This is a genomic window from Prauserella marina, from assembly GCF_002240355.1.
In the GTDB taxonomy this organism is placed as follows: Bacteria; Actinomycetota; Actinomycetes; order Mycobacteriales; family Pseudonocardiaceae; genus Prauserella_A; species Prauserella_A marina.
Window position 1 is genome coordinate 6,767,945 of the sequence record NZ_CP016353.1, and the last position, 20,258, is coordinate 6,788,202.

The 20,258-nt window shown below is 67.4% G+C and carries 19 protein-coding genes; 11 read left to right on the plus strand and 8 right to left on the minus strand.

Annotated features, from left to right (window positions below; translation table 11 throughout):
* Complete coding sequence (gene grpE, locus BAY61_RS31510) at positions 1 to 417, minus strand: nucleotide exchange factor GrpE (protein WP_091806171.1); 417 nt, start codon at positions 415 to 417, stop codon at positions 1 to 3.
* Positions 414 to 2,060, minus strand: a complete 1,647-nt coding sequence (locus tag BAY61_RS31515) for a dynamin family protein (protein WP_091806174.1) — start codon at positions 2,058 to 2,060, stop codon at positions 414 to 416. The genes grpE and BAY61_RS31515 overlap by 4 nt, the downstream gene beginning before the upstream one ends.
* 131 nt (positions 2,061 to 2,191) lie before the next feature.
* On the opposite strand from BAY61_RS31515, the gene BAY61_RS31520 reads away from it, so the two are divergent.
* Together BAY61_RS31520 and BAY61_RS31525 are read left to right on the plus strand one after the other, a co-directional pair.
* Positions 2,192 to 3,358 carry a sensor histidine kinase gene (locus BAY61_RS31520; protein WP_420848816.1) on the plus strand — a complete coding sequence of 389 codons (1,167 nt, stop codon included), beginning with the start codon at positions 2,192 to 2,194 and terminating at the stop codon, positions 3,356 to 3,358.
* The gene (locus BAY61_RS31525) at positions 3,355 to 4,011 is read left to right on the plus strand and encodes a response regulator (protein ID WP_091806177.1); all 657 of its coding nucleotides are present in this window, start codon (positions 3,355 to 3,357) and stop codon (positions 4,009 to 4,011) included. The genes BAY61_RS31520 and BAY61_RS31525 overlap by 4 nt, the downstream gene beginning before the upstream one ends.
* 3 nt (positions 4,012 to 4,014) lie before the next feature.
* On the opposite strand, the gene BAY61_RS31530 is transcribed toward BAY61_RS31525, so the two are convergent.
* Positions 4,015 to 4,935: an SDR family oxidoreductase gene (locus BAY61_RS31530; protein ID WP_091806180.1), complete on the minus strand. Its 921-nt coding sequence runs from the start codon at positions 4,933 to 4,935 to the stop codon at positions 4,015 to 4,017.
* Positions 4,932 to 5,507, minus strand: a complete 576-nt coding sequence (locus BAY61_RS31535) for a TetR/AcrR family transcriptional regulator (RefSeq protein WP_091806183.1) — start codon at positions 5,505 to 5,507, stop codon at positions 4,932 to 4,934. The genes BAY61_RS31530 and BAY61_RS31535 overlap by 4 nt, the downstream gene beginning before the upstream one ends.
* Before the next feature lie 250 nt (positions 5,508 to 5,757).
* Here BAY61_RS31535 and BAY61_RS31540 point away from each other — a divergent pair, with 250 nt between their 5' ends.
* The 6 genes from BAY61_RS31540 (at position 5,758) to BAY61_RS31565 (ending at position 10,518) form a co-directional block, all read left to right on the plus strand.
* A complete protein-coding gene (locus BAY61_RS31540; RefSeq protein WP_091806186.1) occupies positions 5,758 to 6,699 on the plus strand; it encodes an ABC transporter ATP-binding protein in 942 nt (313 codons plus the stop codon).
* A 28-nt stretch (positions 6,700 to 6,727) separates the two neighbouring features.
* Entirely contained in the window at positions 6,728 to 7,495 is a 768-nt protein-coding gene (locus BAY61_RS31545; RefSeq protein WP_091806189.1) for a hypothetical protein, read from the plus strand.
* Between the two features lie 170 nt (positions 7,496 to 7,665).
* Positions 7,666 to 8,580 (plus strand): ABC transporter ATP-binding protein, encoded by a 915-nt coding sequence (locus BAY61_RS31550; RefSeq protein ID WP_091806614.1) that lies wholly within the window; start codon positions 7,666 to 7,668, stop codon positions 8,578 to 8,580.
* Positions 8,581 to 8,800: 220 nt separating this feature from the next.
* A complete protein-coding gene (locus BAY61_RS31555) occupies positions 8,801 to 9,295 on the plus strand; it encodes a hypothetical protein (protein ID WP_245866317.1) in 495 nt (164 codons plus the stop codon).
* A gap of 31 nt (positions 9,296 to 9,326) precedes the next feature.
* The gene (trmB, locus tag BAY61_RS31560) at positions 9,327 to 10,037 is read left to right on the plus strand and encodes a tRNA (guanosine(46)-N7)-methyltransferase TrmB (RefSeq protein WP_091806194.1); all 711 of its coding nucleotides are present in this window, start codon (positions 9,327 to 9,329) and stop codon (positions 10,035 to 10,037) included.
* 25 nt (positions 10,038 to 10,062) lie between these two features.
* A complete protein-coding gene (locus tag BAY61_RS31565) occupies positions 10,063 to 10,518 on the plus strand; it encodes a MarR family winged helix-turn-helix transcriptional regulator (RefSeq protein WP_091806616.1) in 456 nt (151 codons plus the stop codon).
* A 51-nt stretch (positions 10,519 to 10,569) separates the two neighbouring features.
* Here the strand turns inward: BAY61_RS31565 and BAY61_RS31570 are convergent, their stop codons facing one another.
* Both BAY61_RS31570 and BAY61_RS31575 read right to left on the minus strand, forming a co-directional pair.
* A complete protein-coding gene (locus BAY61_RS31570) occupies positions 10,570 to 12,801 on the minus strand; it encodes an ABC transporter permease (protein ID WP_091806196.1) in 2,232 nt (743 codons plus the stop codon).
* Positions 12,798 to 13,505, minus strand: a complete 708-nt coding sequence (locus tag BAY61_RS31575) for an ABC transporter ATP-binding protein (protein ID WP_170140111.1) — start codon at positions 13,503 to 13,505, stop codon at positions 12,798 to 12,800. Before BAY61_RS31575 ends, BAY61_RS31570 begins: the two co-directional genes overlap by 4 nt.
* 143 nt (positions 13,506 to 13,648) lie before the next feature.
* On the opposite strand from BAY61_RS31575, the gene BAY61_RS31580 reads away from it, so the two are divergent.
* Genes BAY61_RS31580 through BAY61_RS31590 form a run of 3 tightly spaced genes read left to right on the plus strand, consistent with a single transcriptional unit; the run spans position 13,649 to position 17,380 of the window.
* Positions 13,649 to 15,394, plus strand: a complete 1,746-nt coding sequence (locus tag BAY61_RS31580; protein WP_245865608.1) for a sensor histidine kinase — start codon at positions 13,649 to 13,651, stop codon at positions 15,392 to 15,394.
* A complete protein-coding gene (locus BAY61_RS31585) occupies positions 15,391 to 16,050 on the plus strand; it encodes a response regulator (RefSeq protein WP_091806202.1) in 660 nt (219 codons plus the stop codon). The genes BAY61_RS31580 and BAY61_RS31585 overlap by 4 nt, the downstream gene beginning before the upstream one ends.
* A gap of 16 nt (positions 16,051 to 16,066) precedes the next feature.
* Positions 16,067 to 17,380, plus strand: coding sequence for an amidohydrolase family protein (locus BAY61_RS31590; protein ID WP_091806205.1), 1,314 nt, complete (start codon positions 16,067 to 16,069; stop codon positions 17,378 to 17,380).
* Between the two features lie 4 nt (positions 17,381 to 17,384).
* Here BAY61_RS31590 and BAY61_RS31595 read toward each other — a convergent pair whose 3' ends face one another.
* On the minus strand, positions 17,385 to 18,074 hold the full coding sequence (locus tag BAY61_RS31595) for an SDR family oxidoreductase (protein ID WP_091806208.1): 690 nt from the start codon (positions 18,072 to 18,074) through the stop codon (positions 17,385 to 17,387).
* A gap of 39 nt (positions 18,075 to 18,113) precedes the next feature.
* Positions 18,114 to 20,201 (minus strand): PhoX family protein, encoded by a 2,088-nt coding sequence (locus tag BAY61_RS31600; RefSeq protein ID WP_091806211.1) that lies wholly within the window; start codon positions 20,199 to 20,201, stop codon positions 18,114 to 18,116.
* Between the last annotated feature and the right edge of the window lie 57 nt (positions 20,202 to 20,258).

Below are 20,258 nucleotides of genomic sequence, written 5' to 3' on the forward strand. Positions count from 1 at the left end.
CTATCGTCTGGTGTAGACCGTGACGATAGGTGCGCGCAACAAACGATCGTGATCGACGAAACCGACCACCTCGGTTTCGGCGACGGTGCCTTCGAGCGCGGGCAGCTCCGTTGGCACGGCACCGCCCGCTTCGTGCAACGTGGGGTCGAACCGCTGCCCGTCGGGCCGGAGCGCCTGAACGCCGATTCCGGCGAGACCGTGTTCGATACGTTCGGCTACCCCGCCGCTTCGTGCACGGTCCATCGCATAAAGACACAACTGGATGAGTGCCTGACGATCCGCGAGGGCCTGCTCGTGGTCAATTGGGGTGACAGCTACTCCCACAGGTTCCACGACCGATTCCGACGCACTACCCGCCGGTACGGTTCCGTCCTCGTCGGAGCCGATTTGCCCGGTTGGCGGGTCGGCTTCGTTCACCGCTTTCCACCTGCTGGTTCACGTAACTGTTGCCAGATGAGGAAGTACGCCCTGTGCACGACGTGGGCGACCCTGCTCTGCGCGGGCGTCGCTCCGAACGAGGCGAACGAACGCCACCAGCCCGCCCGCTCAAGCGCATAGGTGGCGAGGTCGTCCCTCGTGCCTCCCGGCTTGCCGAGCTGAGCGGGGATCTCGGCGTTGCTTCCCACCCTGAGCACCTCCTCCGCGAGGTCCTCCGGCATTTCGACGGCGCCGGATGCCACCAGGGTCAGCGCTTCGAGCAGGCGAAGCTGGTGTGCTTCCGGCTTCGCGAGCAGCACCTCGATGGCGTCGTGGACTCGCTGCCGTTCCGCGGCGTTGCCTGAGGCATGGGCGAGTGCCGTCACCGAGGCGAGCGCCGCCGCGGCCTTGATGCCGTCGGCACGAGCGGCGAACACCGTGTTGAGCCTGCTTCGCACCGCGTCAAGTCCTGACGCGTCGAGCAGCCGCCTCCGCAGCGAGCCCGCCGTGATCTCCGGCTCCGCCCTGATGACGTCGACGGCCTGCCGGATGCCGAAGAGGTCGAGCTTTTCGAGCAGCCGCACCCTCAGCCCGGCCGGAACGTCGCAGTCCCAGCTCGTGAACATGTCGGCGGAAATGAGCATCATGTCGAGTACGTCGTCGTCGAGTGCGGAGACCTGGCGCAGCGCGTCGGCGTCGGCCGAGGTGAATTGACCGGCCTCGGCCGACTCGGCGACCAGCCCGATGACGGGCAGCACGTCGGCGACCCTCGGCTTGAGCGTCGCGGCCTGCTTCTCGGCCAGCATCGTGGCGGCCTTCCACACGTCACCTTCGGCACCGGCCACCGACTCAGGGGCGATGGTGTCAGCCTTGTTCAGCACGGCGATCGCGTTGACCGGCCCGGCCTCCCTGCTCGCCGTCGCCGCCGTGAAGGCGGCGAGTGCCTGCTGATCGTCGGCACGGATGCCCTGGGTGACCACATAGAGCACGGCCTCGGCACCGGCGACGGCACTGCGGGAAGTCTCGTCGAGTTCGTCGGAGTCGGCGAAGGCACCGAAATCCGTGTCGGCGGCCGGGTCGGTCTCATCCGATTCGATTTCGAATTCGCCCTGCGCTTCGGGTTCGTCCTGAGTGAGCCTCGCTGCCCCGAGCAACTGCTCCGTCCTTGAGACGGAGGCGGCGTCGAGCGAACCGAGACCGGGGGTGTCGATCACCGTCATGCCCTGGAGCACGGCGTTGGTCAGATACGCCTCGATGTGGGAGACCTCGGCGATGTCGACACCGAGTTCGCCGGGGATCATGCCGTCGGGCGCGAACGGAAGCACCTGCTTGCGGCCGTCGTTGAAGACGATCTCGATCCGGTCGACCGTTCCGTACTGGAAGCGGGTGACGAGCCGCGTGCACTCGCCGACATCCGTCGGCGCGACTCTCCTGCCGATCAGGGCGTTGACCAGAGTGGACTTGCCCGACTTGATCCGGCCGGCGACCGCGACCTGCAACGGAGCGCCGAGCCTCCGCAGCACCTCGCCGAAACCGGCCGCCGTCCGTTGCGACACCTGCGGCTGGAGGCGGCGGCACAGGTTGGCCACCGAGGTCGAAAGCGGCCCGGCCAGCCGCCCACCTTGTTCCGCCGGAGCCGTCATGCGTTACCTCCCGTCACGGCAGATCCTGCCACGTCTGTCATCCCCAGCTCGCAGCCAAGGTGCGACCACAGAACGACGCGCGCTGACACCGCCGCAACTACGGTGATCACGTGCGGCGGTTCAGTCTGTGGATGCGGGCGCACCCGATGGCAGGCGACATCCTCATCGCGGTGCTCGTCCTGCTCGTCGACGTCGCGTTCTTCCTCATTGTCAGCAACGCGCCGAACGGCGACATTTCACCGTGGTACGTCACATTGCCGATCGATGTTGCCACCGTGGCGCCGTTGATCGTGCGGCGCAAGTACCCGCTGCCCGCCGCCTACGCCGTGCTGATCATGGGCGCCCTGCACGCCGCGCTCGAACTCGGGACGGCCGCCGCCGTGGCGAGCTGCATCTTCGTTTACAGCGTCGTCGTGTACGTGAGCCGTCGCGCCGGTGTCGTCTATCTGGTGTTGATGCTCGCCGCGACGATCACGCAGCTCCAGATTCAGGTGCGCGAGCAGTGGGTCACCGACTCGGTCGTCGCGGGGCTGCTGCTGATCCTGTGCTGGGGGTTCGGCGAGTTCGTCAGCGCCCGCAGGGCCTATCAGGCCGAGGTCGAGGCCAGGTTGCACCTGCTGGAGACAGAGCAGGACCACGCGACGAAGATCGCGGTCGCCGAGGAGAGGGCACGGATCGCGAGGGAACTGCACGACGTGGTCGCGCACGCGGTGAGCGTCATCGTCGTGCACGCCGACGGTGCTTCCTACGCCATCGGCTCCAACCCGGAACTTGCCCGCACGGCCGTGCGCACCATTTCCGAAACGGGGAGGGGAGCGCTCGCCGAACTGCGCAGGCTGCTGGATGTGCTGCGAGACGACAGACCGGACGAGCGGCCGAGAGTTCCGCAACCGACGGCGGGGGACCTCACCGACCTCGCGGAACGGATGCGTACCGCGGGGCTTCCCGTCGAACTCGACGTCGACGCCGACTTCGCCGAGCTGCCCGCTGGGGTGTCCCTGGGCGTGTACCGCATCGTGCAGGAATCGCTGACCAACACGCTCAAGCACGCCGGAAACGGCGCGAGAGCGAAGGTCAGCGTGCACGTGGCAGGCGAGCGGATCGCCGTCGACATCAGCGACGACGGGGCCGGCAAGGCACGCCCCGTCGTCCCCGGCTCCCGGACATTCCCCGGTGGCAACGGTGTCATCGGCATGCGCGAGCGCGCCAGCGTCTACGGCGGCACCCTGCGAATCGGGCCGACGCCGGGCGGTGGCTGGAAGGTGAGCGCGAGGCTCCCGGTTAGGTTGGATCAGTGATACGCGTCTTGGTGGTCGACGACCAGGAACTCATGCGAGTCGGCTTCCGCATGGTCCTCGGCGCTCAGGAAGATCTCGACGTCGTCGCCGAGGCGGGTGACGGAGCGGAGGCGGTGCGGCTCGCCGATTCGCTGCGGCCGGATGTCGTGTTGATGGACGTCAGAATGCCGGTGCTGGACGGCGTCGAAGCCACGAAACGCATCGTCGCGGCTGGCACCTCGCGGGTGCTCGTGATGACCACGTTCGACCTCGACGAGTACGTCTACTCCGCGTTGCAGGGCGGGGCGAGTGGCTTTTTGTTGAAGGACACGCCGCCTGATCACCTCGTTTCGGCACTGCGTTCAGTCGCGAGCGGGGATGCCGTCGTTTCCCCTTCGGTGACGCGACGCCTGCTCGATCGCTTCCTCGGCGACGGACATGCTCCGCCGAGAGACCCCTCGCTGCTCGACGTTCTGACAGAGCGGGAGCGCGAGGTGCTGACCCTTGTCGCGAAAGGACTCTCCAACACCGAGATCGCGGAAAGGCTCTTCCTTTCCGAAGCCACCGTGAAGACGCACGTCGGCAGAATCCTCGCGAAACTCGACCTGCGGGACAGGGTTCAGGCCGTCGTGCTCGCCTACGAGACCGGGCTCACGAGGCCGGGGACGAGCTGAGCTTCAGCGATACATCGCCGGATCGACGGTGCGAGGGTCGATGCCGGGGAGGAACACCTCGCGGAAGTACCTCCCGAAGTCGGGCCGGGAACCGTCGGTGTCGGTGAACCCGTAGGTGTGCATGAGGCTCCACGACGCGAGTGTCTTTCCCGCGAAGCGCTCGACGCCGGGATCGGCCGCCAGCGCGACGACACCTCTCGCCAGGTAGTGCGGGGTCTCCGAGACGGCGAATTCGGGCCGCTCATCGTTGACGGCTTCCCTCCAGTTGTCCTCGGTGACACCGAAGAGGTCGAGCATGGATTCGGAGCGGATGAAACCCGGCGTCACGGCAAGGCCGGTGCATCCCTTGTTCTTCAGTTCGGCGCCGAGCGCTCTCCCGAGCGCCCTGATCCCGCATTTGACGAGGTAGTAGGGGATTCCGGCTCCGAAGTAGTCGTCGTTGTCGTTGTCGGTCACCTCGATGACGAGCCCGCCTGGCTTGCCCACGACGAGGGGGAGCAGCTTGTGCAGAGCGATGAGATGGGTGTCGATGCCGTTGTGGACGACGGTCAGTGCCTTGTCCAGATCGGACTCCCAGTACTCGGTGCCGAACTCGACGAACGGATCACCTCCCCACACGTCGTCGACGAGAAGGTCAATCCCACCATCCACTTCGGATTCGATGCTCGCGCGAAGCGCATCGACGTCGGCCTCGGACGTGAAATCGCAGCGGACCGGGATTCCCCTGCCGCCCGCCTCGTCCACCAGCTCCGCGGTGTCCTCGATGGTCTCCGGCCTCGCCATCGGGGAAGCGCGCTCGCGGGTCGTGCGGCCGGTGACGAAAACGGTGGCCCCCGCCGAACCCAGTTCGACCGCGATGGCGCGGCCACAACCTCTGGTCGCCCCCGTGACGACGGCCACCTTGCCTGCCAGTGCCGTGCTCATCGGTACCAGCTCCTCAGTATCGAATCGACATCCTCCGCGAGACGGATGGCGAACTCCCCACCCGGCCGGATGGACCAGTCGATGGCGGACCCATTGGCCGTCGCGAGCAGCACCCTCGCCGCGTGTCGCGGTGACGGACCACACCATCCGGTTCCCGCCGCGTCGCGAACGAGTTCGGTCAGTTCTCGCTCCAGCGCCGCGTAATGCTCACCGACCAGCTCGCGCAACAGCGGATCGGCGATGTCGGCTCCCAGTTGGCCGAGGTGGTTGGCCGCGGTCTCCGGGTCACCGAGTCCCGAGTAGACGGCCAGCAGCGCGGTACGCAAGGCGGCACAAGGGCTTTCCGCATCGGCGCTGACCCCGCGCACCAGTTCGACGGCTCGTTCGGTTCCCGCCCTGCTCATGGCTTCGAGCAGGCCATGTTTCGAACCGAACCGCGTGGCGACACTGCCGACGGCGACGCCGGCCTCCTCGGCAACCTTGGCCAGCGTGAAACCGGGTCCCACTTTGGCCACGACCCGCTGGGCCGCCTCGATCAAACGGTCGTCGGTGATACTCCTCGGCCTGGCCACACCAGTTATTGAACCACCATTCATTAACCCTGTGCAACCGAGTTCAGGGTCAACTCAGGGTCATCACGGATCGCCTCCGCCACCGTGATCCAGCAAGCTACGACCACAGGCGAATCGCAGTTCGGTCTTGAGGATGACGCGCAAGGGGGCACCCATCGGAAATGATGGGGTCAATCCGGAAGGCCGACGAGTACACGGACTCGCGCACAGGCAAGCGTCATCGCGGCGGCAGCCGCACCAGGAGGAGAAGATGATCGAGGCAAAGGGCCTCACCAAGCGGTACGGCAAGACGCTGGCGGTCGACGACCTGTCATTCACCGTGACTCCAGGCAAGGTCACCGGCTTTCTCGGTCCCAACGGAGCGGGAAAATCCACCACGATGCGCATGGTGCTCGGACTCGACAACCCGACAGGGGGTCAGGTCAGCATCGGCGGCAAGCGCTACCGGGAGCTTCATCATCCACTTCGGACCGTCGGAGCACTGCTCGACGCGAAGTGGGTACACCCCAACCGCTCTGCGCGCGCACACCTGAGCTGGATGGCGAAATCCAACAAGATCCCCATGCGAAGGGTTGACGAGTCACTCGACATCGTCGGGCTCACCAGCGTCGCCAACAAGCGAGCGGGCGGCTTTTCCCTCGGCATGTCCCAGCGACTCGGCATCGCGAGCGCGCTGCTCGGCGACCCCGAGGTCCTGCTGTTCGACGAACCGGTCAACGGCCTCGACCCAGAAGGCATCCTGTGGATCCGCCGCTTCATGCAGCGGCTGGCCGAAGAAGGACGCACCGTCTTCGTGTCGAGTCACCTCCTGTCCGAGATGGCACTCACCGCGACCGAGCTGGTCGTCATCGGCCGAGGAAAGCTGATCTCGCAGGGCAGCACCGACGACTTCGTCGCCAAGGCGACGGACAGCACCGTCAAGGTGCGCAGCCCGCAGCTCGACAAGCTGCGCACGGCACTCGCCTCGGCGAGCGCGGACGTCGCGGATGCGGACGACGGGCTGATCGTGTCCGGATTGGACAGTGCGAAGATCGGCGAGATCGCCATGCAGCAGAGCGTCGTCCTGCACGAACTGAGCCCGCAGCGCGGCTCCCTCGAAGAGGCGTTCATGCAGATCACGGGCGACTCCGTGCAGTACCACGCCGACATCGAGGCCGAGGCGCGGAAAGCGCTTGAGTCCTCCTCTCGCTGAACGACTCATCAGGAATCAGGGATAAACGATGACTCTGCTCGCAGTCGAACGCATCAAGCTGCTGACCACAAGGTCGCCGTGGTGGTGCGCGCTCATCACGCTCGTGGTGACCTCCGGGTTCACCGCTCTCGTCGTCGGCACCGCGAACGACCAGTTCCCGGTCACGGTCGCGACAACCCAATTCAGCTACAGCTTCGGCCTCGCCGTGATCATGGTGCTCGCCGCGCTCGCGGTCACCACCGAATACCGGTTCGGGACCATCAGGACCACCTTCCAGGCCGTACCGAACCGAGGGTCGGCGCTGCTGGCGAAGACCGGGGTCATCGCGACGCTCGCGCTCGTGATCGGTGAGATCACAGCGTTCGCGTGCTGGGGCCTCGCGACCCTGCTCCAGCCAACGGCAGACCTCGCGCTCAACAGCGGGGCCGACTGGATCAACGTCGCCGGTGTCGGCGTCATCTACGCACTCGCCGCCGTCATCGCCGTCGCCGTCGGTGTCCTCGTGCGGCACAGCGCGGGAGCCATCTCGCTGCTGCTGATCTACAACCTCGCCATCGAGCAGCTCGTGCAGCTCATCCCGAACGCGGGCCCGAAGATCTACGAATGGCTGCCGTTCAACGTGGCGCACAAGTTCATCACCGGTGACGGCGCCTCCAACGCCGGACGGTCGAGCGAGGCCGGTGTGCCGCTGTCGACATCGACACTCAGCGCCGGCTGGGCGCTCGCCTACTTCGCCGCTTTCGCCGCGGTGATGCTCGCGATCGCCATCACGACGGCCAAGAAGCGGGACGCGTAATCGAATAGACCCACCACAGGGAAACATCCGGAACGAGGGCGCGTTCGGGGCGCGCCCGCTCCGGAGCAAGGGGGAGAGAGGCCCGGACTGCCATCGGGGGGCGGTCCGGGCCTCTTTCATGCGCGTCTCGGGGGATGCGCCGCGGCGACGACAGTGGGACCATCGACGCTGTGATCGAGGCAACGCAGCTCTCGAAGAGGTACGGAAACACGCTGGCCGTCGACGACCTTTCGTTCAGGGTGAGCTCGGGAAGGGTCACCGGTTTCCTCGGTCCCAACGGAGCCGGGAAATCCACCACGATGCGGATGATCCTCGGCCTGGACAACCCGACGTCGGGCAGCGTGCACATCGACGGCAAGCACTATCGCGAGCTGCGGAATCCACTTCGGACTGTGGGGGCACTACTCGAAGCGGGCTGGGTTCATCCGAACCGCTCGGCCCGCAACCACCTTCGCTGGATCGCGAGATCCAACGAGCTGCCGAGGAAACGCGTGGACGAGGTACTGAACCTCGTCGGCCTCAGCTCCGTCGCGAGCAAGCGCGCCGGCGGGTTTTCACTCGGCATGTTGCAGCGGCTCGGCATCGCGAGCGCGCTGCTCGGCGACCCCGAGGTCCTGCTGTTCGACGAACCGGTCAACGGCCTCGACCCAGAAGGCATCCACTGGATCAGGGAGCTCATGCACACGCTCGCCGAAGAAGGACGCACCGTCTTCGTGTCGAGCCACCTGCTTTCCGAAATGGCGCAGACCGCACAGGATCTCGTCGTCATCGGCAGGGGCAAGCTGATCTACCAGGGGACGACGGACGACTTCGTCAGCAACGCGACGGCCCAGTCGGTGCGGATTCGCACCCCGCAGCTCGGCGAGCTGAAAACGGTGCTCGACCGGCGCGAACTGACCTTCACCGAGGCGGACGGTTCGGTGACCGTGTTCGGGTCCGAGGCCGCCGCACTCGGTGATCTCGCCTTCGGCGAGGGCATCACGCTGCACGAGCTGAGCCCGCAGCGCGGCTCCCTCGAACAGGCCTTCATGCAGATCACCGGCGAGGCGGTCGAATTCCACGCCGAGGAGCGGCCCGCCGATTAACGCAAGTATCAGCCTGTCGGGTTCGAAGCGGCGGAGCCGCTTGGAGTGGGCCGTCAACCGCCACCCGCACCGCCACGCAAACCCCTAAATAGCCATTACCTGTGAGAGCGCCCACTTGGTCGGGTATTGGTGGTGTGACCGGGGGATATTGGGTATCAGCCATTCAAGGACTCTCCGGAGGTGACCCTTGACGGTGAAGCGGATTCCCCGCCTTGAAGCGATGGTCGAGCTGGAATGGTCCAGAGCCATCGAACTGCCTCGCGAAGCGCGATCGGCCTCGAAGCCATCCGAGCTGCGGATCGCATGGGTGCATCGTGCCCCCGAGGACCAGGTCCTCGCCCTCTACCGGGCCGCGTTCGCGGCGGGGGAGCTCGTGCCGAGCCCGTGGTGGCTGCGCGCGCTCGCCGAGGAGAAACTGCCGTCCCGCGAAGCGGGTTTCCGGGTCGAGGACCGCATCGACACGTTGCTTTCCCGCCGTCCGGGCTGGGAATTCGTGCCGTGGGCCGCGGACGGCGAATCGGGATACTGGGAGTTCATGCCGTCGGAGCGGGGAAGGGCTGGGCATCTCACTCCGACGACGGTGCTGAACACCGCACGGCATTCCGGCTGGATCGACGTACTACCGGCCCACAGCGTCAGCACCCCCGAACCGATCGCGGTGCAGGGACTTGCCGGATTGCGGGCCAGGCTCGGCGAGTTCGAGGCTGTGCGCTGAACCTTCCCCGGCCGCGGCTATCGTGCCGCTCGTGGAAAGCGAGCAACAGGCAAGGCTCCGTAGCGTCGTCAGCTACGTCAAGCGTGGCGGGCGGATGACCGCGGGACAGGAACGCGCCTGGGAACGGTTGTGGCCGACGATCGGCAGGGCGGTGCCCGAACTGGAAGCGGGCCCCATCGACTTCGAGACCTGGTTCGGCAGGTCCGCACCCGTCCTGCTGGAGATCGGTTCCGGCATGGGGGAGACGACGTCGAGGCTCGCCGCGTCCGCTCCGGAAACCAACTACGTCGCCGTCGAGGTCTACGAAGCAGGTCTCGGTCAGCTCATGCTGCGCGCCGAGAAGCTGGGTATCGGCAACCTCCGGTTGCTGCACGGGGACGCGGTGGTCCTGCTGACCGAGCACATCGCACGGGACTCCCTCGCGGGGGTGCGGATCTTCTTCCCCGACCCGTGGCCGAAGAAGCGCCACCACAAGCGAAGGCTCGTCCAGCCCGAGTTCGTCAGGCTGGTCGCCGACCGGCTGGCTTCCGGCGGCACCCTGCATCTGGCGACCGACTGGGAGAACTACGCGGAGCAGATGCTTGAGGTGTGCTCGGCGGAGCCCACCTTGCGCAACAGGTTCGACGGCTGGGCTCCTCGCCCTGAATGGCGGCCGGTCACGAAGTTCGAGCAGCGCGCCGAAGAGGAGGGCAGGGTCAGCCACGACCTGATCTTCGAGAAGGTGACCTCTCCCGGAAATTAACAGGAAACCTGATAAAATGTCCGGCATGTCGAACGAGGACGAGCAGGATGGGCCGGTCATCCGCACGGCCTACCTCGTCAAACGACTGGAGCTGGCGGTAAAAGGTCATATCGACATAGCGGTTCGACCACACGGTCTCACCGCCACGCAGTACACCGCGCTCACCTCGCTGCGCAACGATCCCGGCCAGTCCTCGGCCCAGCTCGCGCGGCGGTCCTTCGTGAGTGCCCAGACCATGCAGGAACTGATCACCAGCCTCGACCGGCGCGGGCTGGTCACGAGAACTCCATCGCCGGACAACCGCAGGGTGCTGCACGTCAGCCTGACCGAGGACGGCGAGGCCGTGCTCGCGAAACTCGACGACGAGGTCGACCGCATCGAAGCCGACATGCTGGCCGACCTCGACGCGGGACAGATCAGCGCACTACGCGAGGCACTTGGCCGGTGCATCCGGCGACTCGACACGCATCCCCGGCACTGAAGCAGCACGGCGCTGGACGACCCGCATGGGCCGCCCAGCGCCGTTCCCCCTTCACTCCTCGGCGAGCGGCTCCGCGCCGACCCGCTTCAGCGCGGGCTTGCACACCGAGGCGGCGAGCACGGCGACCCCGATGCCGAGCACGACCGGCGCGAGCAGCCATGGACTGAGCGCGACGAAGCCGGGCTCAAGCAGGCTGTAGAGCCCCATGCCGACGAGCATCCCGACGACCCCGGCCCCGATCGTCGCAACCATGGCAGGCATGGCCGCTTCGGTGCGCAGCGCCCTCGCGAGCACGTTGACCGGTGTCCCCGCCGCGATCAGCGCGCCGAAGGTCTTGCGCCGGTCGAGCACCGAACCCGCGGTCGCGATGGCGGCACTGCACCCGCCGAGCACGGCGGCAGCGAGCAGACCGATCACCGTGACCCTGCGAAGATCGGCCAACGTGGAGTCCTGCGAATCGAGACGCGTCGCCCTGCTCTCGATCTGCGCCCCGTTCGCGGCACTGGCCAGCGCGGTCCGCACGACCTCGTAGTCGGCGGATGTCGTCGGGACCGCGACGGTCACCTCCTCCGGCAAGACCCCGGCAGGCAGGACGGCCGGGTCGATGACGGGCACGCTGTCGATGCCCTCTCCCTTCGTCGTCACCGGCCTGACCGGCACGTCCCCCGTCAGCGGAGTCGCCTTTCCGTCCCAGATCGCGCTCACCGCGAGGTCGTCGCCCGAGAAGGTGTACGGGCTGTAGATGCCGGGCTGGCCCGCGCAGGCCCCCGCCATGTCCAGCCGCAGCAGTTCTTCGGCCGCGGCGCAGTCCAGCACGTATGCCTGCTGGCCGGTTTCGGACCGGCCGTTGGTCAGCACCACCTCGCCGATCTCGCTCGCCCGCTCCCGCTGGCCTTGAGCGGCGAGCTCGTGGTTGGCCCGTTCGGCAATGCGCTGCGCGCTTCCGGAGTCGGTCCTGATGTAGAGCACCGAATCCTGGAAGGGCGAACTCGAACCACCCAGCGACTCGAAGGAAGGAAGCAGGGTCAGTGCCATCGATCCGGTGAAGACGGCCAGCACGACGCCCGCCGAGGCGCGATAGGCGCCCTGGGGATCGTCCCTCAGCTTGCGGCCGGCCAGCAGCATCGACGGTTTGCGCCAGATCCTGACGAAGATCCCGCCGATCGCCGACGTGACCCACGGGCCGACCAACGCGGCCGACGCGATGACGAGCGCGAGCGCACCGAGCACCGGCACCACGCTTTCCGCTTCCTCAGCCGTCGAGATCGCGAACATGAAGAACAGACCGGCCAGCGGCAACGGCAGCAACCGCCACCAGTGCAACGGCTTCTTCGTGTGCTGCGAGGTCGCGCCGAGCGGAGTACGGACCACCCTGCGCAGACCGAGTACCGCGGCAAACAGGACAAGCAGCGGAATCGCCAGCACGATCGGAATCGAGACGCCGAGCGGCACCGTGAAGTCGGAAGCCTGCCAGGTTCCGCCGTCCCACGGCACGTAGCGGGCCAGCGCGTGCAGCCCGGGGCTCACCGCGAACCCGATGATCGCACCCGTCACGGAGGCGATGGCCGTCTCGGCGGCGACCATGCTGACCACCTGCTTGGGAGTCGCCCCTGCCAGCCGCAGCGCGGCGAGCCTTCGCTCCCTCCTCGCCGCGGTGAGCCTCGCCGCCGACGAAACGAGCACGAGGCTCGGCACGAGCAGGACGACGACACCGACTCCGGCGAGCAGCTGCAACAGCGGATCGGCCCTCGCGCCGTCGGTGGCGAACCCGTCCTGCGAGAACGCCGTCACCGGCATGTCGGCGGCGTCCTGCCCGACCAGAACGACGAGCTGCCCCGGATAGGCGAGCGCCTCTTCGCCGAGAACACCGGCCTGCTCGCCGAAGCGGTCGCCAAGCTGCGAGGAAGGCCGATCGTCCACGAGCTTCCGCAGTTCCGGCGACAGCAACGCCTCGCCTGGTGCGGGCAACGCGCCCACTCCCGGTGGCAACGTGATGGCGGCTGGATCGCCAAGCGGAGCGACATCGATGCGCTGAATCTGCCGCCCATCGATGACGTCGTCGCTTCTGGCCAACGAAAGGGTGGCGGAGCCGTCCTCCCCCGACTGGTAGGACGGCTCCTGCCACACCGACCGGTCGGCGCGTGCCTGCGTCGCGAACGGCAGTCCGACGAGCAGCAGCACGAGCCCGGTCGCGACGGCGACCCCCACCGCCGTGAGGATCGCCGAGACCCTGCTGCGCCGGTCGACCCTGAGCACCCTCAGCGCGAGCCTGCCCGAGTTCACGAGACCACCCTGCCGTCACGCAAAGTCACCATTCGGGGAACGGAGTGGGCGAGTTCGGCGTCGTGCGTCACGATGACGACCGCCGCCTCGTTGTCCGATGCCGCCGTGAGCAGGGCATCCATGGTGTCCCTACCGGTACGGGTGTCGAGCGCGCCGGTGGGCTCGTCGGCGAAGATGACCCTCGGCCGGTGAACCAGCGCTCGCGCGATCGCGACCCGCTGTGCCTGCCCGCCGGAAAGCTCACCCGGACGGTTGGTTTCCTTGCCGGCGAGACCAAGCCTGGCCAGCCATTCCCTCGCCGAAGTGAGGGCCGTCCCCCTCGACTGACCGCCCAGCAGCAGCGGTAGCGCCGCGTTTTCCTCGGCGCTCAGTTCGGCGACGAGCATTCCGGTCTGAAAGACGAACCCGAACTCGGTGCGCCGCAGTTCGGCACGTTTGGTCTCGCCGAGGTGGTCGATGCGCTGGCCGGCGAGCGAGACCTCACCGCCGTCCGAAGGCAGGATTCCGGCGAGGACGTGCAGCAGCGACGTCTTGCCCGAACCGGAAGGGCCCACGATCGCAAGCGCCTCACCTCTGGCTATGTCGATGTCGACACCGGCGAGTGCGTACTGCGTTCCATAGCGTTTGACGAGCCCTCTCCCGGAGAGAGCTGGCACCGTGGCTGTCGCGGGTGGACTCATCGAGCCGGTTGTCTGTGATCGCATGCGAAGCAGATTCCCCCAGGCGGCACACCCACCACTTCGGACAGACGGCCAACTCTGCCGGTCCTCCCCTCAGCCGATCGGCCGAGGGGAGGACGGCCTAACGGCCAAGGTGAGCCACGGACCGGGTCATCTACTGTCACGTCGTGGTCCAACGTCCTGTCCGTCTCAAGGTGTCAGCAGCTCTACAGTGGCTCGGCCTTTCCGGCATCGTGCTGGTCGCCGCCGTCCTCTGCGACCTGCTGATCATCCTTTCCGCGAGCTTCGACGACGCGGGACCGAAGGGGTCCGACCTGTTGCTGCTGCCGGGGATCCTCGCGTTCTCGGCATGCGCGCTGTGGGCCCGTAGCCAGCCGATCACCGCTTCCTGGGCCGGAGCGGTCGTGCTGGTCGGCTCGACGATGCTGATCTACGTCTCCAACGCCTTGCCCTATACGGCACTGCTCGCGCACATCTCGTTCGCGGAAACCGTCGCGGGCTTCGAAATGGTCTACTTCTGCTTCCGGCTCGCCAGGGGCGGCATCGCCGTCACCACGACCATCGCGCTGGTGTCGGCGACGCTCATCGCCGTTTTCGGCAGGTCGGGACACAACTACGCCGACAGGGCCATCCAGACCGCCATCGGCGGGGCCATTCTGCTCACGATCGCCATCGCGCTGGGTATCCAGTCCCGGCAGGCGGAGGTGCGGCCCGAACGCAGCGCGGCCGTCGAACTGCTGCGTCACCAGTGGCCGCTGGTCGGCGGGCTGACGCTCGCACTGTTCCTCGAAATGTTCGAGGCGGCGCCGATCGGTGTCGCGGGAGCCGCGATCGTCATCTGCTCCGCGATCGCGGCAGGCAGTGCCGTTCTCGCCATCCGCCGCCCGGCCCTGTGGGCCGTCGTCCTCTCCCTCACGATCCTGCTCTCGGCGGCCGCGGTGCACCTCGGGCACGTCGGGTTGGGCTACCCGCTGCTCGGCGGCCTGCCGATCACGCAGGTGATCGCGGGGATCTCGATGGTCGTCACCCTCGTCAGGTACACGTCGGCCAACGTGGCAGGCGGATACATCATCGGCCTGAGCGGCGCCGTCGCGGTCGCCGCGCTGCTGAACGGACCCACCAGCAACGACAGCTCGCTCAGGGCCATGGTGCTCGCCGCGTTGCTGCTGCTCGGCATCGCCGTCGCGACGGGTCTCTACTTCAAGGCCCGCGACTCGGAACGGGACAAGACCGTGCGCTCGGCGGTGAGCGACGCGCAGACCGCTGAACGCATGGCACTGGCGAGGGAACTGCACGACGTCGTCGCCCATCACGTCACCGGCATCGTCGTGCAAGCGCAGGCCGCGAAGATGGTCGGCGAGAAGGACCCGCGCATCGTGGTCGACGCGCTGGGCCAGATCGAGAACGCCGGTGTCGAAGCGCTGGCCGCCATGCGCAGGCTCGTGCGCAGCATGCGCGGCGACGCCCCCGCTGGAACGAACGAATTCAGCGAGCAGGCGACCACCGACCTCGCCGCCGACCTTCGCAGGATCGTCGACGCGGAAAACCACCGCGTACCAACGCGGATAGAACTCGACATTCCAGCCGACCTTCCGCAGGAGGTTGCCCGCTCGGCACTGCGGCTCGTCCAGGAGTCGCTGACCAACGTCGGCAAGCACGCGACGGGGGCGACTCTGGTCAGGGTTTCCGTCAAGGTGCGCGGCGAGGAGCTGCACATCGTGGTCGCGGACAACGGCAACGGTGAACACAGGAAGCCGCCGGGCGGATCGAGTGGCTACGGTCTCATCGGGATGCGCGAACGGGTCGAACTGCTTCGCGGCAGGCTGTCCGCGGGACCCGCGCCAGGTGGTGGTTGGCTTGTCGAAGTGTGGCTGCCACTCACGGGCGGCACGGAAGGAGAGAGCACAGCGTGATCCGGGTACTGATCGCCGACGACCAGGACATGGTGCGCATCGGGTTTCGGATGATTCTCGACGCGCAGGACGACATCGAGGTGGTCGCCGACGTCGCCGACGGCATCGAAGCCGTCCGCAAGGCCCGCGAACTACGACCCGACGTGTGTTTGCTGGACATCCGGATGCCGGGCATGGACGGCCTCCAGGTGACCAAACAACTGGCAGGCCCCGACGTCGCCGATCCGCTGAAGGTCGTCGTCGTCACCACGTTCGACCTCGACGAGTACGTGCACACCGCGCTACAGGGAGGGGCATCGGGCTTCCTGCTGAAGGACGCGGGACCCGCGCTGCTACTCGAAGCCATTCGGGCGGCCGCTCGCGGCGACGCCCTGGTGTCCCCGCAAATCACCGTGCGACTGCTGCGGCACTTCGGCGAGCAACCGCCGTCGAGGAAAGCCGCCGAGCAACCGGCTGAACCGTTGACCGCGCGCGAACTGGACGTCGTCAAGGCGGCAGCGAGGGGACTGACCAACACGGAAATCGGCACCGAGCTGTACCTCTCGCTGTCGACGGTCAAGACCCATCTCGCTTCGGTGCAGGGAAAGATCGGTGCTCGCAACAGGGTCGAGATCGCGGCGTGGGCATGGCGAAACGGTGTCGTCGATCCGGATTGACTCCTAGAATCCGGCTATGACCAAGCGTTTGCGTTCTCCTGTCGTATTGCCCGTCGATCCCGCGTGCTCCGTGGTGAGGGACGGCGTCGTGGACATCGACGACGCGGGCCGCATCGGCTACTGCGGCAGGCAAGCGGACGCACCGGCCCTCTCCGACGGCGACGCGACCGTCGACCTTCCCGGAATCCTGCTGCCAGGCTTGATCAACGCGCACGCGCACAGTCCCATGGTCCTGTTCAGGGGCATGGGCGGCGACCTTCCGTTGCTGCGCTGGCTTCGCGAGATCATCTGGCCTGCCGAGGCGAAGCTGAGGCCGGAGGACGTGCGCGCGGGGATGCTTCTCGGCTCGATCGAGATGCTGCGTCGCGGTATCACCACGAGCGCGGAGATGTACACCTGTCCTGAGCAGATCGCCGACGCCGTGCTGACGACGGGGGCGAGGACGGTACTCGGCGGGCCCATCATCGATCTTCCCGGTTTCGACTGGCGCGCGATGATCGCGAACACCGAGCGGTGGATCGACACCGACGGACTTCGCTTCGGTGACGGCGACCGCGTCGAGTTGTCGTACGCCGCGCACTCGGCGTACATGCTTCCGCAGGAAGCGCTCTCGCTTGTCGCGAAGTCGGCTTCGGCGAGGGGAGCACTCGTGCAGATCCACGTCGCCGAGGCGGCCGACGAGGACGCGGCACAACGCGCCGAACACGGTTCCGTCCCGCTGCTGCTTGAGAAAACCGGGCTGCTCGAAGGCAGGTTGCTCGCCGCGCACGCCGTCCATCTGTCCGATGAGGACATCGCGCTACTCGCGGCAGGCGGTGCGGGCGTCGCGCACTGCCCAGGTTCCAACGCGAAGCTCGCCTCCGGCATCGCGCGGCTTGCCGAGCTGCGAGCCGCGAAAGTCAGGGTCGGACTCGGCACGGACGGCCCTGCCAGCAACGACGACCTCGACCTTTGGGAGGAAATCCAGCTCAGCGCCATGCTCGCGAGGCTGGCGACGCAGGACTCCACTGTGGTCACCGCGGCCGACGCGCTGACCATGGCGACAAGGGGCGGTGCCGACGCGCTCGGCCGCGACGACCTCGGTGCGCTCGAACAGGGCCGGTGGGCCGACATCGTGCACATCGACCTCGACGACCCCGCGTTCGCCACCGGTCTCGACGTACCCGACGACCAGCTACTCGCCAACCTGGTGTGGGCGGCAGGCTCGCGGAGGGTCACCGACGTGTGGGTCGCCGGCGATCACGTGGTCTCCGAAGGCGAATCGACAAGGGCCGATCGCGCTGCCGCGCAAGCAGGGATCGCGACCACGTCGGCACGGCTGCGCGGCTGAGTGGCTACCGCGGACGTGGCCGGATGACCAACTCGGTCAGGTGGGCGTCGTCGCTCGCCGTCACCGCACCGGAGACGGCGGCGGCGACGGAATCGGGGAGCAGGTAGTTCGACGGCGTGTACTCACCGCCCTCGCCTTCGACGACCGAACGCTGCATGTCGGTGTCGGTGCGGCCGGGAAACACGGAGGTCACCCTCAGCCCGTTGGGTTCTTCCTCCGCACGCAACACGTCGGCGAACGCGCGCAGCGCGAATTTGCTCGCCGCGTAGGGCCCCCAACCCGGCCTCGCCGAAAGCCCCTGACCCGAGTTGATCAGCACGACGTGCCCGCGTGCCGCCCTGAGCGCGGGCAGCAGCAGCCTGGTCAGTTCGGCGACCGCGACGAGGTTGACCTCGAAATTGTCGCGCCACGCGTCCGCGCCCGATTCGGCGACGGTGCCCAGCTTGGCGACGCCTGCCGAGTGCACGAGTACGGACAGTTCGTCGATGCGGCCCGCCGCGTCGGCGATGGCGGCCGGGTCGGTGAGATCCACTCGCCACGGCTTCGCCGAAGGCAGCCCTTCCGCGACCCCGGCGAGCGCGGTCTCGTCGCGACCGCCGAGCAGCAGCCGGTGCGTCGGTGCGAGCGCGCGCGCGACGGCGGCGCCAATACCCCGGGATGCGCCGGTGACCAGCGCGAGCGGTTGATCAGCCATGGCTTCCACCGTAGCCGCAACCGCTCGCGCCGCACCCGCTTACCTGATGCCGATGCGCCCGGAGTGGAACCTGCCCTTGCGCCATACCGACACGATCGCGGGGCGCGGGTTGGCCTTTCCGCCGTCCGGCCAGTGCGATTCGGGCTCCGCCGCGCCCGCGCCCTCACCCGGATGCTGGACGGCGACGAGCACGAGGTCGTCGGTGACGACGGGGCCGCACGTCTCCGCACCGACCGGCACCGTGAGGAACTGCTTGACCTGGCCTCGGTTCGGGCCGTCGACAGGCACCGAGAAGAGGCCGTCGTTGGCGCCGAGCGCGTTGCCGTCGGTCGAGATCCACAGGTTGCCGTGCCGGTCGAAGGCGACGTTGTCGGGGCAGGAAATCGGGCTCACCTGGTCCTTCGGGAAACCGCCGAAGTAGGTGTCGGCCGTGGCGGGGTCCCCGCATACGAGCAGCAGCCGCCACTCGAACGTCGTCGCCGCCGCGTCGCCTCGCTTCTCCTCCCATTCCAGGATGTGCCCGTTGCGGTTGCCGTTGCGCGGGTTGACCTCGTCGGCTCCCGGCTTGCCTGCCGCGCCACGGTCGCTGTTGTTGGTGAGCGCGGCATAGATCCTGCCGTTGACGGGGTTGGGCTCGATGTCCTCCGGCCGGTCCATCTTGGTCGCCCCGACCGTGTCGGCGGCGAGCCGCGTGAAGATGTAGACCTCCTCGGCGGTAAATCCGTCTACATAGGACTCGTTACCGCTTGCGAGCGGGATCCACTTTCCGGTTCCGTCGAATTCACCGTCGGAAGGCAGCGTTCCGGTGCCGTCGATCTCCTCGGCCGGGCTGTTGCCTTCGAAGCGCGCGACATAGAGGGTGCCCTCGTCGAGCAACGCCATGTTGTGCCTGCGCGCGTGCGCGCTCTTGCCCTTCTTGTACCTGCCCTTCGACACGAACTTGTAGATGTAGTCGAAGCGCTCGTCGTCACCGGAATACACGGCGACCCTGCCGTCCTTGGTGATCTTTATGTTGGCCGCCTCGTGCTTGAACCTGCCGAGCGCGGTGTGCTTGACCGGCTTCGAGTGCGGGTCGTTCGGGTCGATCTCGACCACCCAGCCGAACCGGTTGACCTCGTTGGGCTCCTTCGCGACGTCCCAGCGGTCGTCGTAGCGTTCCCACTTGCGAGTCGTTGCCCCACCGCTGAGGCCATAGCGGCTGAGTCGCTTCGCCACGACGGGATCGGTCACCGAACTGGCGTTGGCAAAGTACTGGTTGAAGTTCTCCTCGCCGGAAAGCACCGTGCCCCACGGGGTCACGCCGCCGGCGCAGTTGTTCTGCGTTCCCAGCACCTTGCGGCCGGTCGGGTCGGCCGAGGTCTTGAGGTAGTCCGAACCTGCCGCCGGACCGCGCACCTCGAACTCGGTTTCCCCGGTGATTCGCCGGTTGTACCTGCTCGGAACAACCCGCAGGCCGCCGCGCGGGTCGCGCACGGCCTGCACGACGGAAAGCCCGTGTGCGGCGATCGCGATCCGCACCTGCTCCTCGGTCGGGTTCTCGGGGTCGTACTGGTCGGCGGGGAACATGTCGGTCTCTGTCGTGTACTCGTGGTTGACGACAAGCAGATTGCGCCAGTTCAGCGGATCCTGCGGGATCAGTCCGACGAAGTCGTTGTTGTACCCGAACTGCTTTGCCTGCGCCGAGGCGGTTTGCCGGTGGAAGTCGAACTTCGGCGCACCTGGCAGAACGGCGTCACCCCAGCGGATCACCACGTTCTGCTCGTAGCCATCGGGGATCACGACGGCGTCGGCAGTGTTGGGAGCGACGGCGTCGAAATCCGTACCAGGAACCGGCTTTCCCGGCTTGCCAGGACGTCCTGGCTTGCCCGCGTGTGGTGGTGGGGCGGCCGTCGCGGTGCCCGACAGCGCGGCGAAACCGGCTGCGGACGCGGTCAGCACAGCGCTCGCCTTGAGCGCTCCACGCCGGGAGACGACGTTCTTGACGACGTCACCGAAGTACTCGTTGTCCGACTGGTTCGGCGCGGGGTGCGCGCATGCGTTGCCACAACGGTATTCGCAGGTGACCGCTGAGCGGCCCGTGCGGTGGGAAGTCAACAGCGGCAGGAAACGTCTCGGCTCGACGGACACACGGCCCTCCAGTGTCACTCAGTCAGGGGAACGAGTGCGACCGTAGGTGGCCAAGGC